Origin of the sequence: Vibrio wakamikoensis (assembly GCF_050337275.1) — a bacterium.
GTDB classification, from domain to species: Bacteria; Pseudomonadota; Gammaproteobacteria; order Enterobacterales; family Vibrionaceae; genus Vibrio; species Vibrio chaetopteri.
Window position 1 is genome coordinate 328110 of sequence record NZ_JAKJST010000012.1, and the last position, 17875, is coordinate 345984.

Annotated in this window: 13 protein-coding genes; 8 read left to right on the top strand and 5 right to left on the bottom strand. The window is 45.5% G+C overall.

Annotation, left to right across the window (positions count from 1 at the left end; translation table 11 throughout):
* Positions 1–99: 99 nt before the first annotated feature.
* Positions 100–1155, bottom strand: a complete 1056-nt coding sequence (locus L4C42_RS02195; protein WP_353498608.1) for an extracellular solute-binding protein — start codon at positions 1153–1155, stop codon at positions 100–102.
* A gap of 334 nt (positions 1156–1489) precedes the next feature.
* On the opposite strand from L4C42_RS02195, the gene L4C42_RS02200 reads away from it, so the two are divergent.
* The 6 genes from L4C42_RS02200 to L4C42_RS02225 all read left to right on the top strand — a co-directional run bounded on the left by L4C42_RS02200 (position 1490) and on the right by L4C42_RS02225 (position 10439).
* On the top strand, positions 1490–3181 hold the full coding sequence (locus tag L4C42_RS02200) for a type I secretion system permease/ATPase (protein ID WP_353498609.1): 1692 nt from the start codon (positions 1490–1492) through the stop codon (positions 3179–3181).
* Positions 3178–4482 (top strand): HlyD family type I secretion periplasmic adaptor subunit, encoded by a 1305-nt coding sequence (locus L4C42_RS02205; protein ID WP_353498610.1) that lies wholly within the window; start codon positions 3178–3180, stop codon positions 4480–4482. The genes L4C42_RS02200 and L4C42_RS02205 overlap by 4 nt, the downstream gene beginning before the upstream one ends.
* Positions 4483–4489: 7 nt before the next feature.
* Positions 4490–6586 (top strand): calcium-binding protein, encoded by a 2097-nt coding sequence (locus L4C42_RS02210; protein ID WP_353498611.1) that lies wholly within the window; start codon positions 4490–4492, stop codon positions 6584–6586.
* 235 nt (positions 6587–6821) lie between these two features.
* Positions 6822–8114 carry a GGDEF domain-containing protein gene (locus L4C42_RS02215; protein WP_429759145.1) on the top strand — a complete coding sequence of 431 codons (1293 nt, stop codon included), beginning with the start codon at positions 6822–6824 and terminating at the stop codon, positions 8112–8114.
* A 265-nt stretch (positions 8115–8379) separates the two neighbouring features.
* Complete coding sequence (locus L4C42_RS02220) at positions 8380–9837, top strand: lipid-binding SYLF domain-containing protein (protein WP_353498613.1); 1458 nt, start codon at positions 8380–8382, stop codon at positions 9835–9837.
* A 35-nt stretch (positions 9838–9872) separates the two neighbouring features.
* The gene (locus L4C42_RS02225) at positions 9873–10439 is read left to right on the top strand and encodes a hypothetical protein (RefSeq protein WP_429759147.1); all 567 of its coding nucleotides are present in this window, start codon (positions 9873–9875) and stop codon (positions 10437–10439) included.
* Positions 10440–10466: 27 nt separating this feature from the next.
* Here the strand turns inward: L4C42_RS02225 and L4C42_RS02230 are convergent, their stop codons facing one another.
* The 3 genes from L4C42_RS02230 to L4C42_RS02240 all read right to left on the bottom strand — a co-directional run bounded on the left by L4C42_RS02230 (position 10467) and on the right by L4C42_RS02240 (position 13335).
* Entirely contained in the window at positions 10467–11210 is a 744-nt protein-coding gene (locus L4C42_RS02230) for a SanA/YdcF family protein (protein WP_429759291.1), read from the bottom strand.
* A gap of 23 nt (positions 11211–11233) precedes the next feature.
* Complete coding sequence (locus L4C42_RS02235; RefSeq protein WP_353498615.1) at positions 11234–11557, bottom strand: DUF3392 domain-containing protein; 324 nt, start codon at positions 11555–11557, stop codon at positions 11234–11236.
* An 89-nt stretch (positions 11558–11646) separates the two neighbouring features.
* The gene (locus tag L4C42_RS02240) at positions 11647–13335 is read right to left on the bottom strand and encodes an NAD-dependent malic enzyme (protein ID WP_353498616.1); all 1689 of its coding nucleotides are present in this window, start codon (positions 13333–13335) and stop codon (positions 11647–11649) included.
* Positions 13336–13544: 209 nt separating this feature from the next.
* On the opposite strand from L4C42_RS02240, the gene L4C42_RS02245 reads away from it, so the two are divergent.
* Positions 13545–15920 carry a helicase-related protein gene (locus L4C42_RS02245; protein WP_418641458.1) on the top strand — a complete coding sequence of 792 codons (2376 nt, stop codon included), beginning with the start codon at positions 13545–13547 and terminating at the stop codon, positions 15918–15920.
* Positions 15921–16150: 230 nt separating this feature from the next.
* A complete protein-coding gene (locus tag L4C42_RS02250) occupies positions 16151–16537 on the top strand; it encodes a transporter (RefSeq protein ID WP_353498618.1) in 387 nt (128 codons plus the stop codon).
* 86 nt (positions 16538–16623) lie between these two features.
* Here L4C42_RS02250 and L4C42_RS02255 read toward each other — a convergent pair whose 3' ends face one another.
* Positions 16624–17730 (bottom strand): phosphoribosylaminoimidazolesuccinocarboxamide synthase, encoded by a 1107-nt coding sequence (locus L4C42_RS02255; RefSeq protein WP_353498619.1) that lies wholly within the window; start codon positions 17728–17730, stop codon positions 16624–16626.
* Positions 17731–17875 lie beyond the last annotated feature (145 nt).

Below are 17875 nucleotides of genomic sequence, written 5' to 3' on the forward strand. Positions count from 1 at the left end.
TGAGTAATGTTTGTGAGCCTTGATAGCTAAGCCAGGCTATGGCAAAGAAAAATACCAACAGAGAACCGGTTAAAGCGAAACTTATTTTCGTGGAGAGTCTCATGGAGTGAACCTCTCTATATGTTTTAGCACTGTAGAAAGGGACTTTCCGCTATAGACTGCATTCCACATAGCTTCGCGCTTACTTCCTGATTCTACAGGTGACAGCCATATGAGCTTCTCCTGGCTTGTTTGTTGAGAGAATTGCCCCAAGGAGCTTTGCAGACCGTGCCGATCAATCAAACTACGCTGAACCCAGGGCTCCAAGAGAAAGTCTATCCAAAGGTGAGCAAGGTCAGTGTGAGCAGAGTCGGCGAGAATTGCCCAACAATCTACCCATGCAAGAGCCCCCTCATCGGGAATAATGTAGCCGACATTCGCCCCACTTTTACGTAACGCATTGAGTTGCTGGTGCCCATAATTGGCAAACATAAGTGATAGCTCAAACTTGTTGAAAAGCTCCGTTGCTTCATTGACTGAGTCGTAGAAGGTCAGTGCATTTTCTCGAAGCGTTATCAATTGTTCGGCAATTTGTTTGTCATGTTGACTTGGGATCTGAAAAGGATCTGGCAACCCAAGGGCGATAGCAGCGAGACTGACATTATGCGTACCACCATCATATCCCAGGACTTTATTCTGATATATCTGAGACCATAGAGCGCGCCAGGTTCTTGGTGGCTGGTCAACGCGATCTTTACTATAAATTAAGCCCATAGAAGAGAAAGTATAGGGAATGCCGTAAACATCGCTGCTGTATGAAGTTTCTGGGTTACTTGAGAGAGGCGTGAACTGGTCACTGAGCCACTTTAGGTTGCTTATCTTACTGGTATTTATGGGGTCTACTTTCAACAGTTTTATGTAGCGTCTTAATTCTGCTGAGTTTAGGGCTACTACATCATATTGTTTATTTGAATCTTCGATATGATTGCGCAATTCTCGGTCATTATTTATGTAAGTAATTTCCACATCAATACGATGTTTTGTTTTAAACGCAGTTACCACATTCTGGTCTGTATATCCGTGCCATGATAAAACTTTCAATGTGTTTTTTGAATATACATTTGGTGAAATGGTTATTGATATGCACAACAATAGTGCAACTAATAAGGTTTTCATTGAGTACCTACAGCAAAACAACAGATTCCATATAGTTTTTAGACCAATGTAACTTTAGCCGAAAGTACTAAAGAAAAAATAAACTATGGTTTGTTAATATACTTGTCATTAATGGGATTTACATCACAAACCACGGCATTTGTGTGGCATGAATCTCTTAAAATATGCAATAGGTGTGCAACCTGTCTCGAAAGTTGGAATCGGTATGATGTATGTGGCCGGGTGGTACATATATAAAATAATTCGTAAGCATTAGTGACTAATATTAACTGGTAATTTATAAATCTTCTTTTTGTATGTGTGTGGTTTGTATTTTTACCGGCTAGGGTTCTCTATGTTTACTAAAGATAAAATAAAAACATCAGGATACTCAGATGTAAATAAACGAGTCGTTATGTTTATTATCATAATGTCACTCGTTGTAAATGTACTTTTTCTAGTTATTCCTCTGTTCTCAATGCAAGTTTTTGACAGAGTATTATCTTCTGAAAGTCGAGAAACATTGCTTATGCTAGCGATATTTGCTTTGTTTCTGTTGTCAATGCAAGCAATGTTAGACTGGATTAGAGGCCAAATAATGCTGCGTTACGGTTATCGCGTTAATCAGCAATCTTCCGATTTTGCGTTTAGCCTATCAATGTTGCAGTCACAGAGTTCAAATGGAGTCCATAGCCAGCCCTTGAGCGATTTGGTGAAGGTGAAAGACACCATTACATCTCCCGGTATCTTTGCATTATTTGACGCACCCTTTGCCCCTATTTTTCTTGCGGTGATGTATTTAATGCATCCACTTTTAGGCCATTTTGCCCTAGCTGGTGCTGGCGTTTTATTCGCTATCTCAATTGCCAGTATCATCATCACTAAGCGTTTACAGCGCCACTTAAGTCAGCATGGTTCTACCTTTAATTCTTTGACGTCGGATTGGCTTAAGAACGCAGAAATTGTTCAAGCATTGGGAATGAACAGTAACCTTATCGCCAAGTGGCAAAAAGAGTCCATTAACCCTACCGTGGACAAAGCGAACGCAGACAGAGTATCGAGAGGGATCCTTGCACTGGCAAAGTACATTCGTATGCTGCTTCAAATTGGCGTTCTTTGTTTGTCTGTAGTGCTGGTCTTAGATAATGAAGTCGGGGCGGGCGTGTTAATTGCCGCTTCAATGATTATGAGTCGCGTGCTGGCGCCCGTAGAGCAAGCGATACATAACTGGCAGGGCTGGCTCGAGGGATGGAAAGCCCATAAACGACTTCGCAAAGCGTTCCTTGAACAAAGCGAAGATCTCGTAGAACTGCCTAAAATCAAAGGGAAAATTCAGTTTGAAAAGGTCGAGCTCGGTCATCAAGGCACAGAAAAGCCACTACTTGAAAATCTGACATTCACCATACCTGAAGGTGAGTGTGTGGCGATTGTCGGTGGCAGTGGTGTCGGTAAGTCGACGTTGGCCAAAGCCATTTTGGGGATTGTGAAACCTGTTAATGGTGATGTCAGGATTGATGGCGCGACGCTCAATCAACGGGATGTATCAGAGCTTGGGTGGCAAATCGGTTATGTCTCTCAAAATAGTCAATTGCTTTCAGGGACAATCGCGCAAAACATCAGTCGATTTGATGTGAATGCAGAGGCAAAGGACATTGTGGATGCGGCAAAGCTAGCCAGCGTACACGAAATGATTCTCTCTCTCCCTAATGGCTACCAAACCTTGGTGGGCAGTTTAGGGGTGCAGCTATCGGGTGGACAGCAGCAACGTATTGCTCTCGCTCGTGCGCTCTATACCAAGCCATCTTTGCTCATCCTTGATGAACCGGATACTAATTTAGATCACAGCGGCCAAGCCGCATTAGTGGCTCTGCTCGCCCATACACGTCTTCAAAGGATCACCACGATCGTGATCTCTCACCGTATGTCTGTGATTCAGCACTCCAGCCTTTGTATGGTTTTGGGAGGGAACCAACTCCAGCAGTACGGTAAAACACAGGAGGTGCTGAATTTGCCTGCGAAATCTACCCAAATGGGGAGTGTCTCATGATACTGAAACATACCGAATCGTCGCGCACGTTTAACTTATCGCTCAGAGGCTTTGTTCTTTTCGGTTGGGCTGTGCTGCTCGTTTGTGTGGTAGGAAGTGGCTATTGGAGTTACCAAGCCCCACTTAGCTCGGCCTCCCTTGCTCCAGGGAAACTCGTGACCGAATTGGAAAACCAAGAAGTCCAGCACCACACCGGTGGCGTGGTGGAAACGCTACTTGTCAAAGAGGGGCAGAGTGTTGAAAAGGGCGACTTATTGTTGGTGCTGTCTGATCCGTTATTGGTCAGTCAAATGGAGCAGTTGAATCAGCGCAAGTTTATTGTTCAAGCCAGACTCGCGAGAGTCGAAGCCGAGCTTTCTGGTGAGCCCATCAGCTGGAGTAGCAATCAAAGCTTAACGCCGATTCAGGCTCAAATTCAGCGCGATCAAGAGTCATTGTTAAGTCAAAACCGAATGATTTTGAAAGAGCAAATTGCGTCTATTTATCAACAAATCACCCAGTCAGAAAACGATAGCGACAGCTACAAAGCTTGGCTATCCAGCGACAAGCAATCACTGACATTATTGAACGAAGAGATTGAAGCAAACTCGGCACTGCTTGAGAAGGGCTACGTATCTAAAGTGGCGTTTTTAGAGCTAAAGCGTGAGCACTCAAGCTTAAAAGCGCGCATTGCCGAACATCGCACTCGCATTAAGCACGCGCAAAGTAAAATCACTGAATTAGGCTCAGAGCTTGATGCAATGAAAATCGATTTTAGACGCACGGCGCAGCAAAAAAAGCAGGAGTTGGTTGCAGAAGAGCAGTCAGTACTAAAGCAGCTTAAAGCCTCCAACACGTTGAATGACCGTATTGAAGTTCGGGCACCAGTGAGCGGTGAAGTGATCAACTTAACCATTCACACTCAAGGCGGCGTCATCGCCCCTGCTAACACAATTCTAGAAATTGTGCCCAACAACACGCGCGTGGTGGCGAGCGTCAACATTCAACCCAAAGATATCGAATCGGTGTATGAAGGGTTATCGGCCAATATCCGATTAACGTCATACAGCTTTCGACAAGTCCCAGCGGTCTCAGGTGAGCTCATACACCTCTCTGCGGACAGCATCGTCGATGAGCGGCTAGGTGGTCATTTCTATCAAGGAAAGATAGCCCTCGATGCAACGGAGCTTCTCGATCTTGGCTTAGATCTTAAACCGGGTATGCCGGTAGAAGCGCAAATTGTACTAGAGGAACGCACAGTTCTCGATTATCTCCTCTCTCCATTGATTCAAAGCATGGAGAAGGGGATGAGAGAGATATAGAGCAACGTTGGAAAAGGACAATATTATGGATGTCATAAAATTAGGCGATGGTGAACAAATAGAGACGTATACAGGCAACGATAGTGTATATGTGAGAGGTCAAAAAGGTGCAGACACGATTACTGGCGGTGCAGGTAACGATGTGATCGAAGGAAACCAGGGTAATGATGAACTGAATGGAGGTGCGGGTGACGATATCCTATTTGGCGGTGTGGGTAACGATGAGCTTACTGGTGGAGAAGGAGAAGATACCTTTGCTATGCGCATTACTCATGGTGGTGTGAACACCATCAAGGATTTTGAGGTTGGTACTGATAGTTTGCAGTTTTTAGTGGATCGCAAACACTTTGTTCTTTCCAACGACTTAGCGCGAAATGATAAACATGAGGGTAGGGTTGACGAAAAGCTTGACGGAAAGCTAGAAGGCTTGAATACCAAGTTTTTTGGGGGTGAGTTAAACCTTCAACAAGCCGAGGGTGAAAGTGAAGAGACTTTTGGCTTTGAGAATGCAAATACGTTCGTTGAAAAAGCATTGGGCGAAAAGCTAACCATTAGCCTTGATAGTAATGGTACCTTGGTTCTTACCTTTTTTGAAGGCAACAAAGGTACAACGATCAACTTGGAAGGTCTTGGTGATAATGCACTAATCAAAAGCATTATGGGTGATAAAACTGCACTAGACCCAACTGATAAAGCTGATGCTTTGATGATAGACAATATTGTTGGGGTGCTGACCGGCGACATCCCTGTCTTTGAAGGTTCAGCTGCTGACTACAGCTTTCAAACTTATGGATATATCAGGGTTGTAGATTCAGTCGATGGTCGAGATGGTGAATCGAAAGTCTACATTGAGAACGGACAGAAGATTCAGTTCGGAGATGACATTTATACATGGCAACGTGGTCACAATGCTGGTGATAACATGACAGCAATATCAAATGATGGCACGTTGATGGTTGGTATGCATGGTGTTGACAAATTGATTGGCGGGGATGGTGCCGATGTTTTGATCGGTGACAATGGTACCCACTTTCATTATAAGGGTAGTGGTGACGAATTAAGCGGCGGTGATGGTAACGACATCCTTATTGGTGGGGCTGGAAACGACATACTAGATGGCGGCTTAGGTGAAGATACCGCGGTATTTAGTGGCTCAATCCTAGAGTACAGAGTGGATAAAAATTTCATCAGGGATTTAATCTCCGATCGAGATGGAACTGATCAGCTGATAGATAGTTCGGTAGAAAAAGTTTCATTTTCGGAAGGGACTTACACATTGATTACTGGTCATAATGCTCAAGACGGACACCCAGGCAATGTGAACAAAATGACTGCAGAGGATCAGGTTGATACTTTGTTAGTCGGCGATGGTGGCCATGACATACTTACTGGTGGATCGGGTAGCGACGTACTATTTGGTGACACTGGTGTAAATGGAGGTTCTGGAAATGACACTCTCAATGGTGGCGCTGGAAACGATCTTCTAGTTGGTGGTGGAGGAAATGACATACTAGACGGCGGTATAGGTGAAGATACGGCAGTATTTAGTGGCTCAATCCTAGAGTACAGGGTGGATAAAAATTATATCAAGGATTCAATCTCCAATCGAGATGGAACTGATCAGCTGATAGATAGTTCGGTAGAAAAAGTTTCATTTTCGGAAGGGACTTACACATTGATTACTGGTCATAATGCTCAAGACGGACACCCAGGCAATGTGAACAAAATGACAGCAGAGGATCAGGTTGATACTTTGTTAGTTGGCGATGGTGGCCATGACATACTTACTGGTGGATCGGGTAGCGACGTACTATTTGGTGACACTGGTGTAAATGGCGGAACTGGAAATGACATACTCAATGGTGGCGCTGGAAACGATCTTCTAGTTGGTGGCGGAGGGAACGACATCATTGATGGCGGCGAGGGGGAAGATACCGTAATTTATAATGACGCGAGCATCACTAAAATAACTAAGGCCGATGATGTTTATACTATTGAGACGAATGAGGGCACCGATACAGTCGTAGGTGTTGAGTTGATAAAGATAGGGGATGATGACTCTATAAGTCTTGTATCTTATTATGACGAATTCATCACTAGTTAATCATTTGTAGAGAAATGACATCGACACAATAGACCATATATTTCGTGTTTCACTCAAGCGAGGGCTATTTTTTAGCTCTCGCTTTTTTATAAACCCACCCCAAAAGTCAACGCTCCCATTTTCAGCGGGCGAGGGACGTCATACAATCCAAATTTACCTATTGCTAATATTCAAGCGCCAAGCTAGTTTTGTTGATGGTATTGTCAAAGACTAGTGGTGTTGTTGAGTCGTTTTTATGAAGTTTTCGGTAAAGTTATTGTTGTCACTTATCCTCGTGACCTTAGTAGTGATCAGCAGCTATCGACTTTGGGGCGACCAAAAACGGCTTGTGGTATCGAGTGACAAATTTGGTTTTTTTGCAACTAATGATCAGTTCCAAGGTGGCGCTAGTCTCTCTTCGCTTAAGAAAATGGATCAAGGTGTTCAGCTCGATTGCAGACTGAAGACAAGCGATTACGCTTGGCCTTATTGTGGCGTCTCTGTGCACTTTTATTCAGATCCACAACTTGGGTTAGATCTTTCTGATTATCACACGCTTGAACTTGATATCGATTACGATATTCCTCCGAATGATGATCGTTCTCTTCGAATCTACTTTCGTAATTACAATCCTATCTACTCCAACACACAAGATGAGTACACCCACAAATATAACGGCGTCACGTTACAAGCTGATGCAGGGAAAATCATCATTCCGATGCGTAATTTCCAAGTCATGACTTGGTGGGTGGTGGACAATAAAATTCCTATTGCGCACGCGGCGCCTGAGTTTACTAATATCAACAAGTTTGAACTGGCCACTGGGTCAAACTCCGCGCTAGGTGAACACTCGATCAAAATTCATAGTATTACGTTGGTCGGCCGCTATATGTCTGGTGAGACACTGTTTCTTTTAATGCTGGTGGTTTGGGTTATTGTTGCTGTGTTTGCGTTACTGTGGGAACTGCGAAACTATCAGCTTGATATGGAGCGCGAGAAACGCAGAGCCAGTTACTTGTCCCAAGTTAATCAACGCTTAGAAAGCGAGAACATTAAGTTTTCTGAGTTAGCGCACCGTGATGAGTTGACGGGGATTCGTAATCGTCATGCCGTTCGTGCTTGGCTGGAAAGGCAGCAGCTTCAAATTCAGGCCTCGTCGATTGGTGTACTGTTTATCGATATCGACCATTTTAAGCGTATCAATGACACCTACGGTCATGGCATCGGCGACGATGTGTTGCGCGAGTTTGCGATGGTGCTTTCTGATCTCGTAGGTAGCAAAGACAAAGTAGTGCGTTGGGGCGGCGAAGAGTTTGTGGTATTTTGCCAGCAAAAATCACAACGCGAACTGGTGAAGATGGCAGAGCAGATACGTCACTATGTTCACGCGCATTTATGGGTGCACGGTGACGAGATGAGTTGCAGCATCGGAGTGGCGCTGGGTCAAAACCATCAGGTTTATGAGACCATCAACTTTGCCGATGATATGCTTTATGAGGCGAAACGGCAGGGACGAAATTGTGTTAGAGCGATTAATATTAGCGTTTGATTGTGCTTGAACATGGACTACTCACACTGCCCGGTAAAAAAATAACGAATAATCTGCAGAGAAGAAGCGAAAAATTGTCAGTGATGGCATATGGTTACGATAGGCGTGTCAAATTAGTACTCTGATTTTCAGCCAAGTTAAGGCTTCAAAACTAGGGATCATCTTGTCAACAGTAAAATTACGGTATTCCTAGTGGCCGGGTTCTAGTAGGATGTGCCGCCCAAATCTAGATAGCACTATGATAATAATTATGAGGTTCTAGGTAATGCAGACACGTCTACGGTGGTTCGGCTCTTTACCAATGCTGGTGTTACTTGGATGCAGCGGTAATATTCCCCCCAATGAGCGACAAACAGCTCGCGATGAGATAGATGCTACTTCCGGTCAAATTGTTAGCAAATTGAGTGATGAGTACAGTGAAATTCCCACTTTAGTTAATAACGCATACGGTTATGCCGCCATCAGCATGTCGGGAGTCAAAGTACCGGTTGTTGGAGGAGGGACGGGTATAGGGGCTATCTACAATAACCGCGATGGTAGCGTAACCTATATTGACGTGGATCGTTACGATGTTGGTGCAGGTTTAGCACTGGGCAATAATGAAGCCTTACTTATTTTCGATGATAAGCAGTCGCTAGAATCTTATCGAGCCGGTGTGTGGCGGTTTTCTATAGGTGCGGATGTGAGCTTCGGAGAGAGTAGTACTCATGTCAGTTCCACGATAGTGGGTGATGATGACGTTCCCATCTATTTAATCACAACATCTGGTGCGTCAGCGATAGGCAGCGTGCGAGTGGTATCAAGTTCTGTGAACTATGATTTAACAGAAACGGGAGTCGGGGACATTGGTATCGCCAATAGAGACTTAAATACCGATGCTCCAGCGAAGGGGGCAAAGAAGTGGGATAGAGCGCTGCCGTTTTATGCTCAACAGGTGATAGATAGAGGGTATTCTCTCCCAAAACCTTACGGAATCAGTATTATTTACACCGATACTTTTCAGTATATGGATATAACTGACCTCAACGTTGGCATTAATGGCTCTCAGAAGTACCCAATAGAGTTTGTTTCGTTTGATAATAATAGCAACAATACTCAATCACCTCAGCTTAAGCTCGATGCTTGGCTATTTCCATTTATGAATGTATTTGGTGCGGTGGGGAAAATCAGTGGCACGGCTGATATAGGAATTAAGTTCAGTGGCAACGACCTTATTGATCAAATGGAAGCGAACTGCAGCCTACCGCCACTACAAAGACCGAAAGTATGCTTGTTAAGGGATGCGGAAGCCGAGTTTGTCGCGCCAGCACAACTTGAAGGGAATAACTACACTCTCGGAACTGTTTTGGCAACGGGATGGAATGACTATTTCGTTACTCTGCCAATTTCATTTACCTACGCCGATATGAGAAAAAACGACGCAGAAGGATTGATTCTCAACGTTTCACCTCGTGTGGGTAAAGTGATCCCTACTGTGGGGTCGCAATCTGTGGCGGTATATGCCGGTGCAACATATCTCGATAGCACGCTAACTCTGACAGGCACCTACACCTTTAATGGGGTTGGTATCGACTACAAGGTGAAACAAAGTAATACCGATAAGTGGGCTGGCCTTGTTGGTGCGAATTACAACTTTAATCGTGATTGGTCTTTGATGATGGAATACGGCTGGAAAAGTGATAGGAAACGTCAGTTTGTTTCTGCATTGAATCGACGTTTTTAGTCGCTACTTTCATCAGTACACGATGAGGAAATAACATGAAACTCCAACGCTTATTGCTTTTAGCTGCTTTGGTGATCGTTAGTGGATGCACATCCTTAAGCGAGCAGCAAAAGATAGCTGAGCGAAATGAGCTTGATACGGTTGCTCAAACCACCATATCAGAACTACTAAAACAAGAACCACACCTACAAACACAAATGGATGAAGCGTTGGCCTACGGCGTAGCAAACATGAAGGTATCTAAAATACCTGTAGTGGGTGTCGGCGGTGGGGAAGGTGTATTAGTGATAAAGGGCGACGAACCTCGTATCTATTTTACAGTTCAGCGACTCGACTTTGGCGCTGGCTGGGGTGCGCGTTCTTATAAGGTGTTGATACTTATGAATACGCAAGAGTTGGTGGCTGATTGGAAGGATGGTGAGTGGTATTTTGACATTGGTGCAGAGGCCTCTGCTGGCAGCGCTGCTGCACAAGGCACTTCAGGTGATTTGAATCCTGAGTTCACTTTACATGTGCTATCCGATGGCGGGGCATCAGCGACAGTCACTGCAAGGGTGATTCGCGTTACAGTCAATAAATCGCTTACGGAGCCATTACCGTAAGCGAGAGTATCTTAGATGATTGAAACTCTATTGTTCCAAGTTATCTCGCGGCTCTATCTTGTCTGGCTCAATGGATTCTTGTAGCGGAGTACTTTCAGGTTCTGGTGCTGTCACAATCGGCTCTTTAGGGCCAAGAAAGCGCGGCTGAGTGTGCATGACATACAAGTCGAGCAGCGCTTTAGTCCTTGCAAACACTTCTCGTAATCTTACCGAATACCCTGACTTAGAGACGGGGCCTGCGACCGCTAGGCATTGTGCATTAATGTCATAATACTGAGCGATAAACAGAGCGCGTTCACAATGGAACTTTTGCGTGATGATCAAAAAGTTATCTGTATCGAAAATTTCTTTGGCACGAACGATAGAATCTAGAGTGCGAAATCCGGCGTAGTCGAGATGAATCGCAGGCTCAGGTACATTTGCTCTGAGCAGATCCCGCTTCATTGTCCATGGCTCGTTGTAGGAGCGGTGGGCGTTGTCGCCGCTGAGCAGAAAGTGCGACACCTTGCCTTCGTCGTAAAGTTCGATAGCTGCATTAATGCGATGAGCATAGTACTCATTGAGTGTTCGGCCTAGATATTTGCTTGTGCCTAGCACCACGGCTACTTGAACATTGTCTATCTCAGAAATAGAGGTAAGCAGTTGGTCTTTTGCTCGCCAACTGATCCAGCGGTCAATAGCGACCACAGCTACAACGACAGCAAGCAAAGCGACAACGAGTAGGCGTGCACTGCGTTTCAACAATGAAACTAGCGCACCACGTTGCCACATTTCCTTATCAAATTTAAAGGTCACTAAATCTGTCGATTCCTTTGAGCCCAAATGCCGATACCTATAAAGCTTAAAACCACAATGGAAAACATCAAACCCGGGTCGATGTTACTAAGTGCATTCTTTAACACTGGCGTGGCTTTAATGATGATCAATCCATAACCAAATGCGTTAAGAAGTATAAAACAGACTGTTCGAATTACGAAATTAGTATCACGTAATGCGTTACGCATCAAACGATTAATGTCGGCGCCGAGCACGACTAGCGTGCAAGCGACTAAAGCGGTGGCGATTTCAAGAAGGTAAGGTGAAATAAACTGTCCGCCAGGCGCAAACATATCAAACATAACTAGGGTTCCTCTTCGTGTTCTAAGCGCTTCATTAGACAAAAAAAAGGCTCTTGATAACAAGAGCCTTTGTGTGACATTGATTCCGGTTAGAACGCCGAGCGCTTATATTTGCGATACACAGGCTGCCAGAAGTTCTCTTCAATGGCTTTGAGTAGTGTCTCGTCAGTGCATTCTTTCGCGACACCTTGCTCAATCGCTTTCTTAGCAACAGCGTAAGCAATACGTTTTGATACCAAATGGATCTCTTCTAGAGGTGGCAATAGCTGACCAGAGCCTTTTTGTGCCAGTGGCGAGCATTCAGCAAGTGCACGGCTTGATTCCATCAGCATCTCATCGGTAACGCGAGACGCTTGTGCGGCCAATACGCCAAGACCTATGCCTGGGAAAATGTAGCTGTTGTTACATTGCGCGATTGGGTAGGTTTTACCCTCGACAACCACTGGGTCAAACGGGCTACCCGTTGCCACCAACGCTTGGCCTTGAGTCCAACGCAGAATATCGTTTGGTGTCGCTTCAACACGGCTTGTTGGGTTCGAAAGTGGGAACACGATTGGACGCTCGCAGTGCTGGTGCATCTCTTGGATGATCTCTTTGCTAAACAGACCAGGTGCACCAGAAACGCCGATAAGAACGGTTGGCTTTGCGTTCTTAATCACATCATGCAGTGAGAAGCCAGAGTTATCTGATTCCCAGTTTTGCGTGTGGCTGTGCTTTTGCACCAAACGCTGCTGGAAGTCGAGTAGGTTTGGCATGCCTTCTTGCAGCAGACCCCAACGGTCTACCATGAAGACCTGTGAGCGAGCCTGTTCATCACTGATACCTTCAGACACCATTTGTGCGACGATAGCTTCTGCAATGCCACAGCCAGCAGAACCAGCGCCTAAGAAAGTGATGCGCTGCTCAGAGAGTTTGTTGCCTGCTGCCTTACATGCCGCTAGAAGCGAGCCAACGGTAACGGCTGCCGTACCTTGAATATCATCGTTAAAACAGCAGATACGGTCTTTATAGCGCTCAAGAAGCGGCATCGCATTTTTCTGTGCAAAGTCTTCAAACTGAACGAGGGCATCAGGCCAGCGACGCTGAACAGCTTGGATAAAGTCTTCAACAAATGCACGGTACTCATCACCGGTAATACGTGGGTGACGCCAGCCCATGTACATAGGGTCAGCAAGACGCTGTGGGTTGTTGGTGCCCACATCAAGAACGATAGGTAGTGTGTAAGCCGGGCTGATACCACCACAAGCGGTATAGAGAGCCAGTTTACCGATAGGAATACCCATACCACCGATACCTTGGTCGCCTAGACCAAGAATACGCTCACCATCAGTCACGACGATAACTTTTACGTTGTGGTTACGAGCGTTGTTTAGCAGATCGTCAATGCGATCACGATTTGGATACGAGATAAATAGACCACGACCACGGCGATAAATGTTAGAGAAGTTCTCACACGCTGCACCAACCGTTGGTGTATAGATAATCGGCATCATCTCAGAAATGTGATTTTGAACTAAACGATAAAAAAGGGTTTCGTTCGTGTCTTGGATGTTACGCAGGTAAATGTGCTTATCCATGTCATTGTCAAAGCTGGTGTACTGCTTGTAAGCACGATCCACTTGCTCTTGAATGGTTTCAGTGGTTTCTGGAAGTAGGCCTTCTAGGTTGAAGGACATTCTTTCTTCTGAGGTGAAAGCACTGCCTTTATTAAGCAATGGTGTACTAAGCAGTGCAGGGCCTGCGTAAGGAATATAGAGTGGTCGTTTGTTGTTGTTCATTAGGTTACCTGATATGGGAACAGTCATTCGGGAAGTAGGAACAATTAGGGCGCTAATTTAACACATTTAGGGTAGGTTAGCGAAGTGCAAATGTTAACTAATTGTAGAATTTATCAAGGAAAAATCGGATGCTCAGTGCGACTGTCACTGCAACTGTAGCTTGGTTCAGGGTATACTCGGCACACCCATGAGAAACTGCTGACATATCCATGATCTTACCTATCGACGCCATCGAACACGACGTTAAAAATACACTCACTCATTCACACCTAATTGTTGAAGCAGAGACAGGCTCCGGCAAGTCAACCAGACTACCCATTTGGGCGATGGAGCAGGGCAGAGTGCTGGTGGTTGAACCCAGACGTATTGCTTGTACCTCGTTGGCAGAGTTTGTCGCCGAGTCTCTAGGCGACCGCGTTGGTAAAAAGGTCGGGTATGCCATCAAGTTGGAAAACCGATATTGTGATGAGTCGAATATCGTATTTGTGACACCAGGTGTAGCGCTGCGCTGGTATGCCGACAATCAGCTGACGGATTTTTCCGTGGTCGTGGTGGATGAGTTTCATGAACGCCGCTGGGATACTGATCTGTTGGTTGCTTTGCTCAAGCAAAAGCAAAGTCATCGCACCATTATCACTTCGGCAACCATTGAAGGTGAAAAACTGGCGAGCTATTTCGATGCCACAAGACTGGTTGCGAGCGGCCGTGTTTACAATGTCGATGTGGTGCATCGCCGAGAGGACAGTCGCCAACTTCCAGATAGTCGTTATCTTGATAGTCGAATCAAACAAGAACTTGAGCTGCGGCTGGATGACACCGAGGGTGACGTGTTGGTATTTCTTCCTGGCAGAAAAGAGATCCAACAAGTACAAACTGCACTGATTTCCTTAGCAGAAAGCCGTGATTTGATGGTGACTCCACTTCATGCCTCGGTGAGTGATGAACAAAGAGCGCGAGCCATGACCGTACAGTCAAAACGAAAAGTCGTGCTCGCGACTAATGTGGCGGAAACATCGCTCACTATCCCCAACATTTCATTAGTCATTGACTCAGGACTTGAGCGTCGCAACGTTCAGCGTAACGGCCAAACGACGCTGATGCTTACGCACATATCCAAAGCCAGTGCGGCGCAGCGCTGCGGTCGTGCTGGGCGGGTGATGAATGGCGTATGTGTTCGTCTCTATGGAGAACATGCGGCGCTTGAGGCTGTGACGCCACCAGAGTTGCAGCGTGAGTCTATCGTTGAGCCAATGCTTGCTGCCGCAGTGTGTGGCCATGAGCTCGACGCTTTGTCTTTCATTGACAATATTCCGGATAAATCTTTGGTCAGTGCCAAGGCACAGCTTTTCGAGTTGGGAGCTATCGACCAAGAAGGTATTACAGAGCACGGTTTAAAGCTCGCCCCTCTGCCTATTGACGCCATCTATGCCGACTTGGTGACTAAGATGCCGACAAGGGCATTGAAAGAAGTGATGATAGACCTGACCGCAGCGATTTGTACCACAGGTAAGTTATATCAATTAACCAGTAACGAAGAAGCTTTGGAGCGGTTAGACCAAGAGGAAAAATATGGCTGTGATGCTGAGCTGATGGTTGGCTTGGTTCGAGGGCATCAATATTCTGGGGTAACAGTAGAGCCAGATGCGCTTCGAGAAGCGCAGGGGCTTGCAGAGCAAATGCGCGCCGCGTTCGAACTGCCTTCATTGGAGGTCGCTTCTCGTTACAACAGAAATCAGTGGTTGGCAGAGATGATTAAAGCCAACTCAAACTTAGTGTTTGTACGCCGTGAACGAAGGCGTGATGCGTTTGGTAATGGTCATATAGAAGTGTTACTTGGACGTGCGAGTCGGTTAAAACACCAATCTGAGGCGGCGCTGGTGCTTTCTACCCACTCTTTACCGGGGAGAGGTGTAAAGCAAACCATGACTTTAGGTACCTTGATGGTACCGGTGGAGCTAAACTTACTGCGTGAACAGGGCGTTGGTGAATGGGTGAATGGTGATACTGAGCAGACGAAGCAAGGATTGGTGAGTCACCAATACCTTGTATACGCTGGGCGTAAAATTGGTCATCGTACTGGTCAGCCACAAGGTGAGGCGGCGCTTGAAGTGATCAGTAAAGCGATAGTTGAAGGAAAGTTATACTCGGGGCTTGCTGAAAAAATCGGTAAGCAGATGCAGCACTTTCAGCTCTATTGTGATTTGGGGCTTGCTGACACCACCTTCGAGAAGCCCATTCAAAACCCTGAACAAAACTCAGCAGATGATTTAACTCAATGGTTTTATCATCTGCTTGTTGAGCTGGGCGTTGAAAGCCAAGACGATCTTGAGTTAATCGATGCCTCCGACTTTGTGTTTGACGGCATTCCTGAGTGGGAGTACCAAGATTTTGCTGATAAGTATCCGCTAGAGGTTCAGCTCAGTGGCCTAACACTTACCGTGCAGTATTTTGGCAAAGGCAAGCTGGTGGAAGTCAGCTATTCATCGGGCTCTCGAAAAGAGGATCCTAAACGCAAAGAATTGCCGGCATGGTCTGGTTGGCGAGTGAAATATCGTAAAGCGAGCCGAGTGCTGGATTTACGCTAAATGCTTCGCGCTTCGAAATAAAACAGCATACGCATCGGTAGAATACACAACAAGTTACACAACAGAGTTCTGTTTGATGAGTGTATGTTCAAGAGATGTTGCGAGATAGGTTTTTATATCACTTTTGTGGGCATAAAAAGGCTATAAAAGACCGTTTTTATATATCCTATTGCTATATAAGCGAGTATGAATGATAGTGATTAGGTAGCATTCTGCAATCGGGAGTGAAGATGTGTGATGATAAAAAATCGCCAGTGGAGTTTGATTACACCAGTTTTCTCGGCGAGTCGTGCAGTAAAAAATGGACTTTCCTCGAAGCTATTGCTTCGGTGGCTCCAGTGTTTGGTGAAGCTTGGAAGGAGACAACCAAACAAGACAGCGATCCAGACAGTCGTCTATGGCAAATAGCGTTGCAGTCTCTTTCTAGCCGCCGTAGTGATGAATCTAATTTGGTGTCGTTGATCCGTATCGCAAGGGATGAGCATATCGAGCGTTTGCAAGTGATCATGCCGTACTCGCTAGAACCAGATCAAATCACCAAGATACAAAGCAAGGCTAATGCCGTGATCACCACGTTGCCAGATGACGATGTGTTGATCGCAGAAATTCAAGCCTAGTTTTTTCAGGCATAGCTTTTCGCTAGACGCATATTAGAAGAGGGGAGCCATTGGCTCCCCTCTTTGTTTTTCAATTCTGACTGTACTTAATCGGCGATTAAGTCGTACTCAGCGCGAAGAATATCAATGATTTCTTGTTTTGGATTCTCACTCAATGTGATTGGGCGTCCAGTAATTTTCTCTGCAATACCCGTGTATGTGCGAGAAACGTCCATCAATGCTTCTAGTGGTAGTGCGTTGTCTTTTGCCAATGCTTCACGCTCTGGCATGCGCTCTTTGTTTAGTAGAATGTCTGGATCAGGGAAGTGGTTAAGTAGGAACTGGCGGAAACCTTCTTTTGAATTTTCCACAATCTCACCTTGTTGGTAAGCCTTAGTGTCCCAAATGCGCGATGAATCTGGCGTACCGACTTCATCCATGTAGATGAGCTTTTCGTTGCCTTTTGAATCTGTCACATAGCCAAATTCAAACTTGGTATCAACAAACGTTTGGTCAATAGCTTCAAGGGCATGGCTAATCACACCAAAGCCGTCTTTAAGCAGTTTTTCATAGCTGTCGATATCGTTAGCGCTTGAGAAATTAAACGCTTCGAAGTTGTCGCTGATGTTTTGACGCGTGATGTTCACATCATCCGCTTCTGGCACACCTGGAATGCCGTGCAAAATGCCTTTTGTAGATGGCGTGATGAGGATTTCATCCAGTTTAGAGTCTTTCTCTAACCCTTCTGACAAGGTAATGCCGCAGAATTCACGTTCGCCTTTTTCATACGCACGCCACATTGAGCCAGTGATATATTGACGGCAGATAGCTTCAATCATTACCGGTTTGGCTTTTTGAACGATCCAAACGAATGGGTGTGGAATATCAAGAATATGGCTGTCAGCGAGTCCGTTGTCTTTGAACAGTTGGAACCAGTGGTTAGAGATCGCATTAAGCGCAGCGCCTTTACCAGGAACGCCGCGAAGATCGCCTTCACCGTGCCAAATACAATCAAACGCAGAAATGCGGTCACTGATAACCATAATGGCTAGTGGGGCATCTTCTGCCACATCGTAGCCTTTTTGTTTGATTAGGCGGCGGCTATCTTCTTCAGTCAACCAATAGACAGAACGCACTTTGCCACTGTGAACAGGCTTATCAGTGCGGATTGGGAGATCGTCGTTTACGGCTAGAACTTGATCAGCAAGACTCATGGAGACATTCCTATCTGGTTTACGTCGCGATACTGGGCGACAACAAGTGGAAGAGTGGAATCACTCATAATTGCCACGCATCATACCAGAACTGTTTGATCCTGCCAGAGAAAAAGCAAACGTTTGCGCAATTAGTTATCAAACT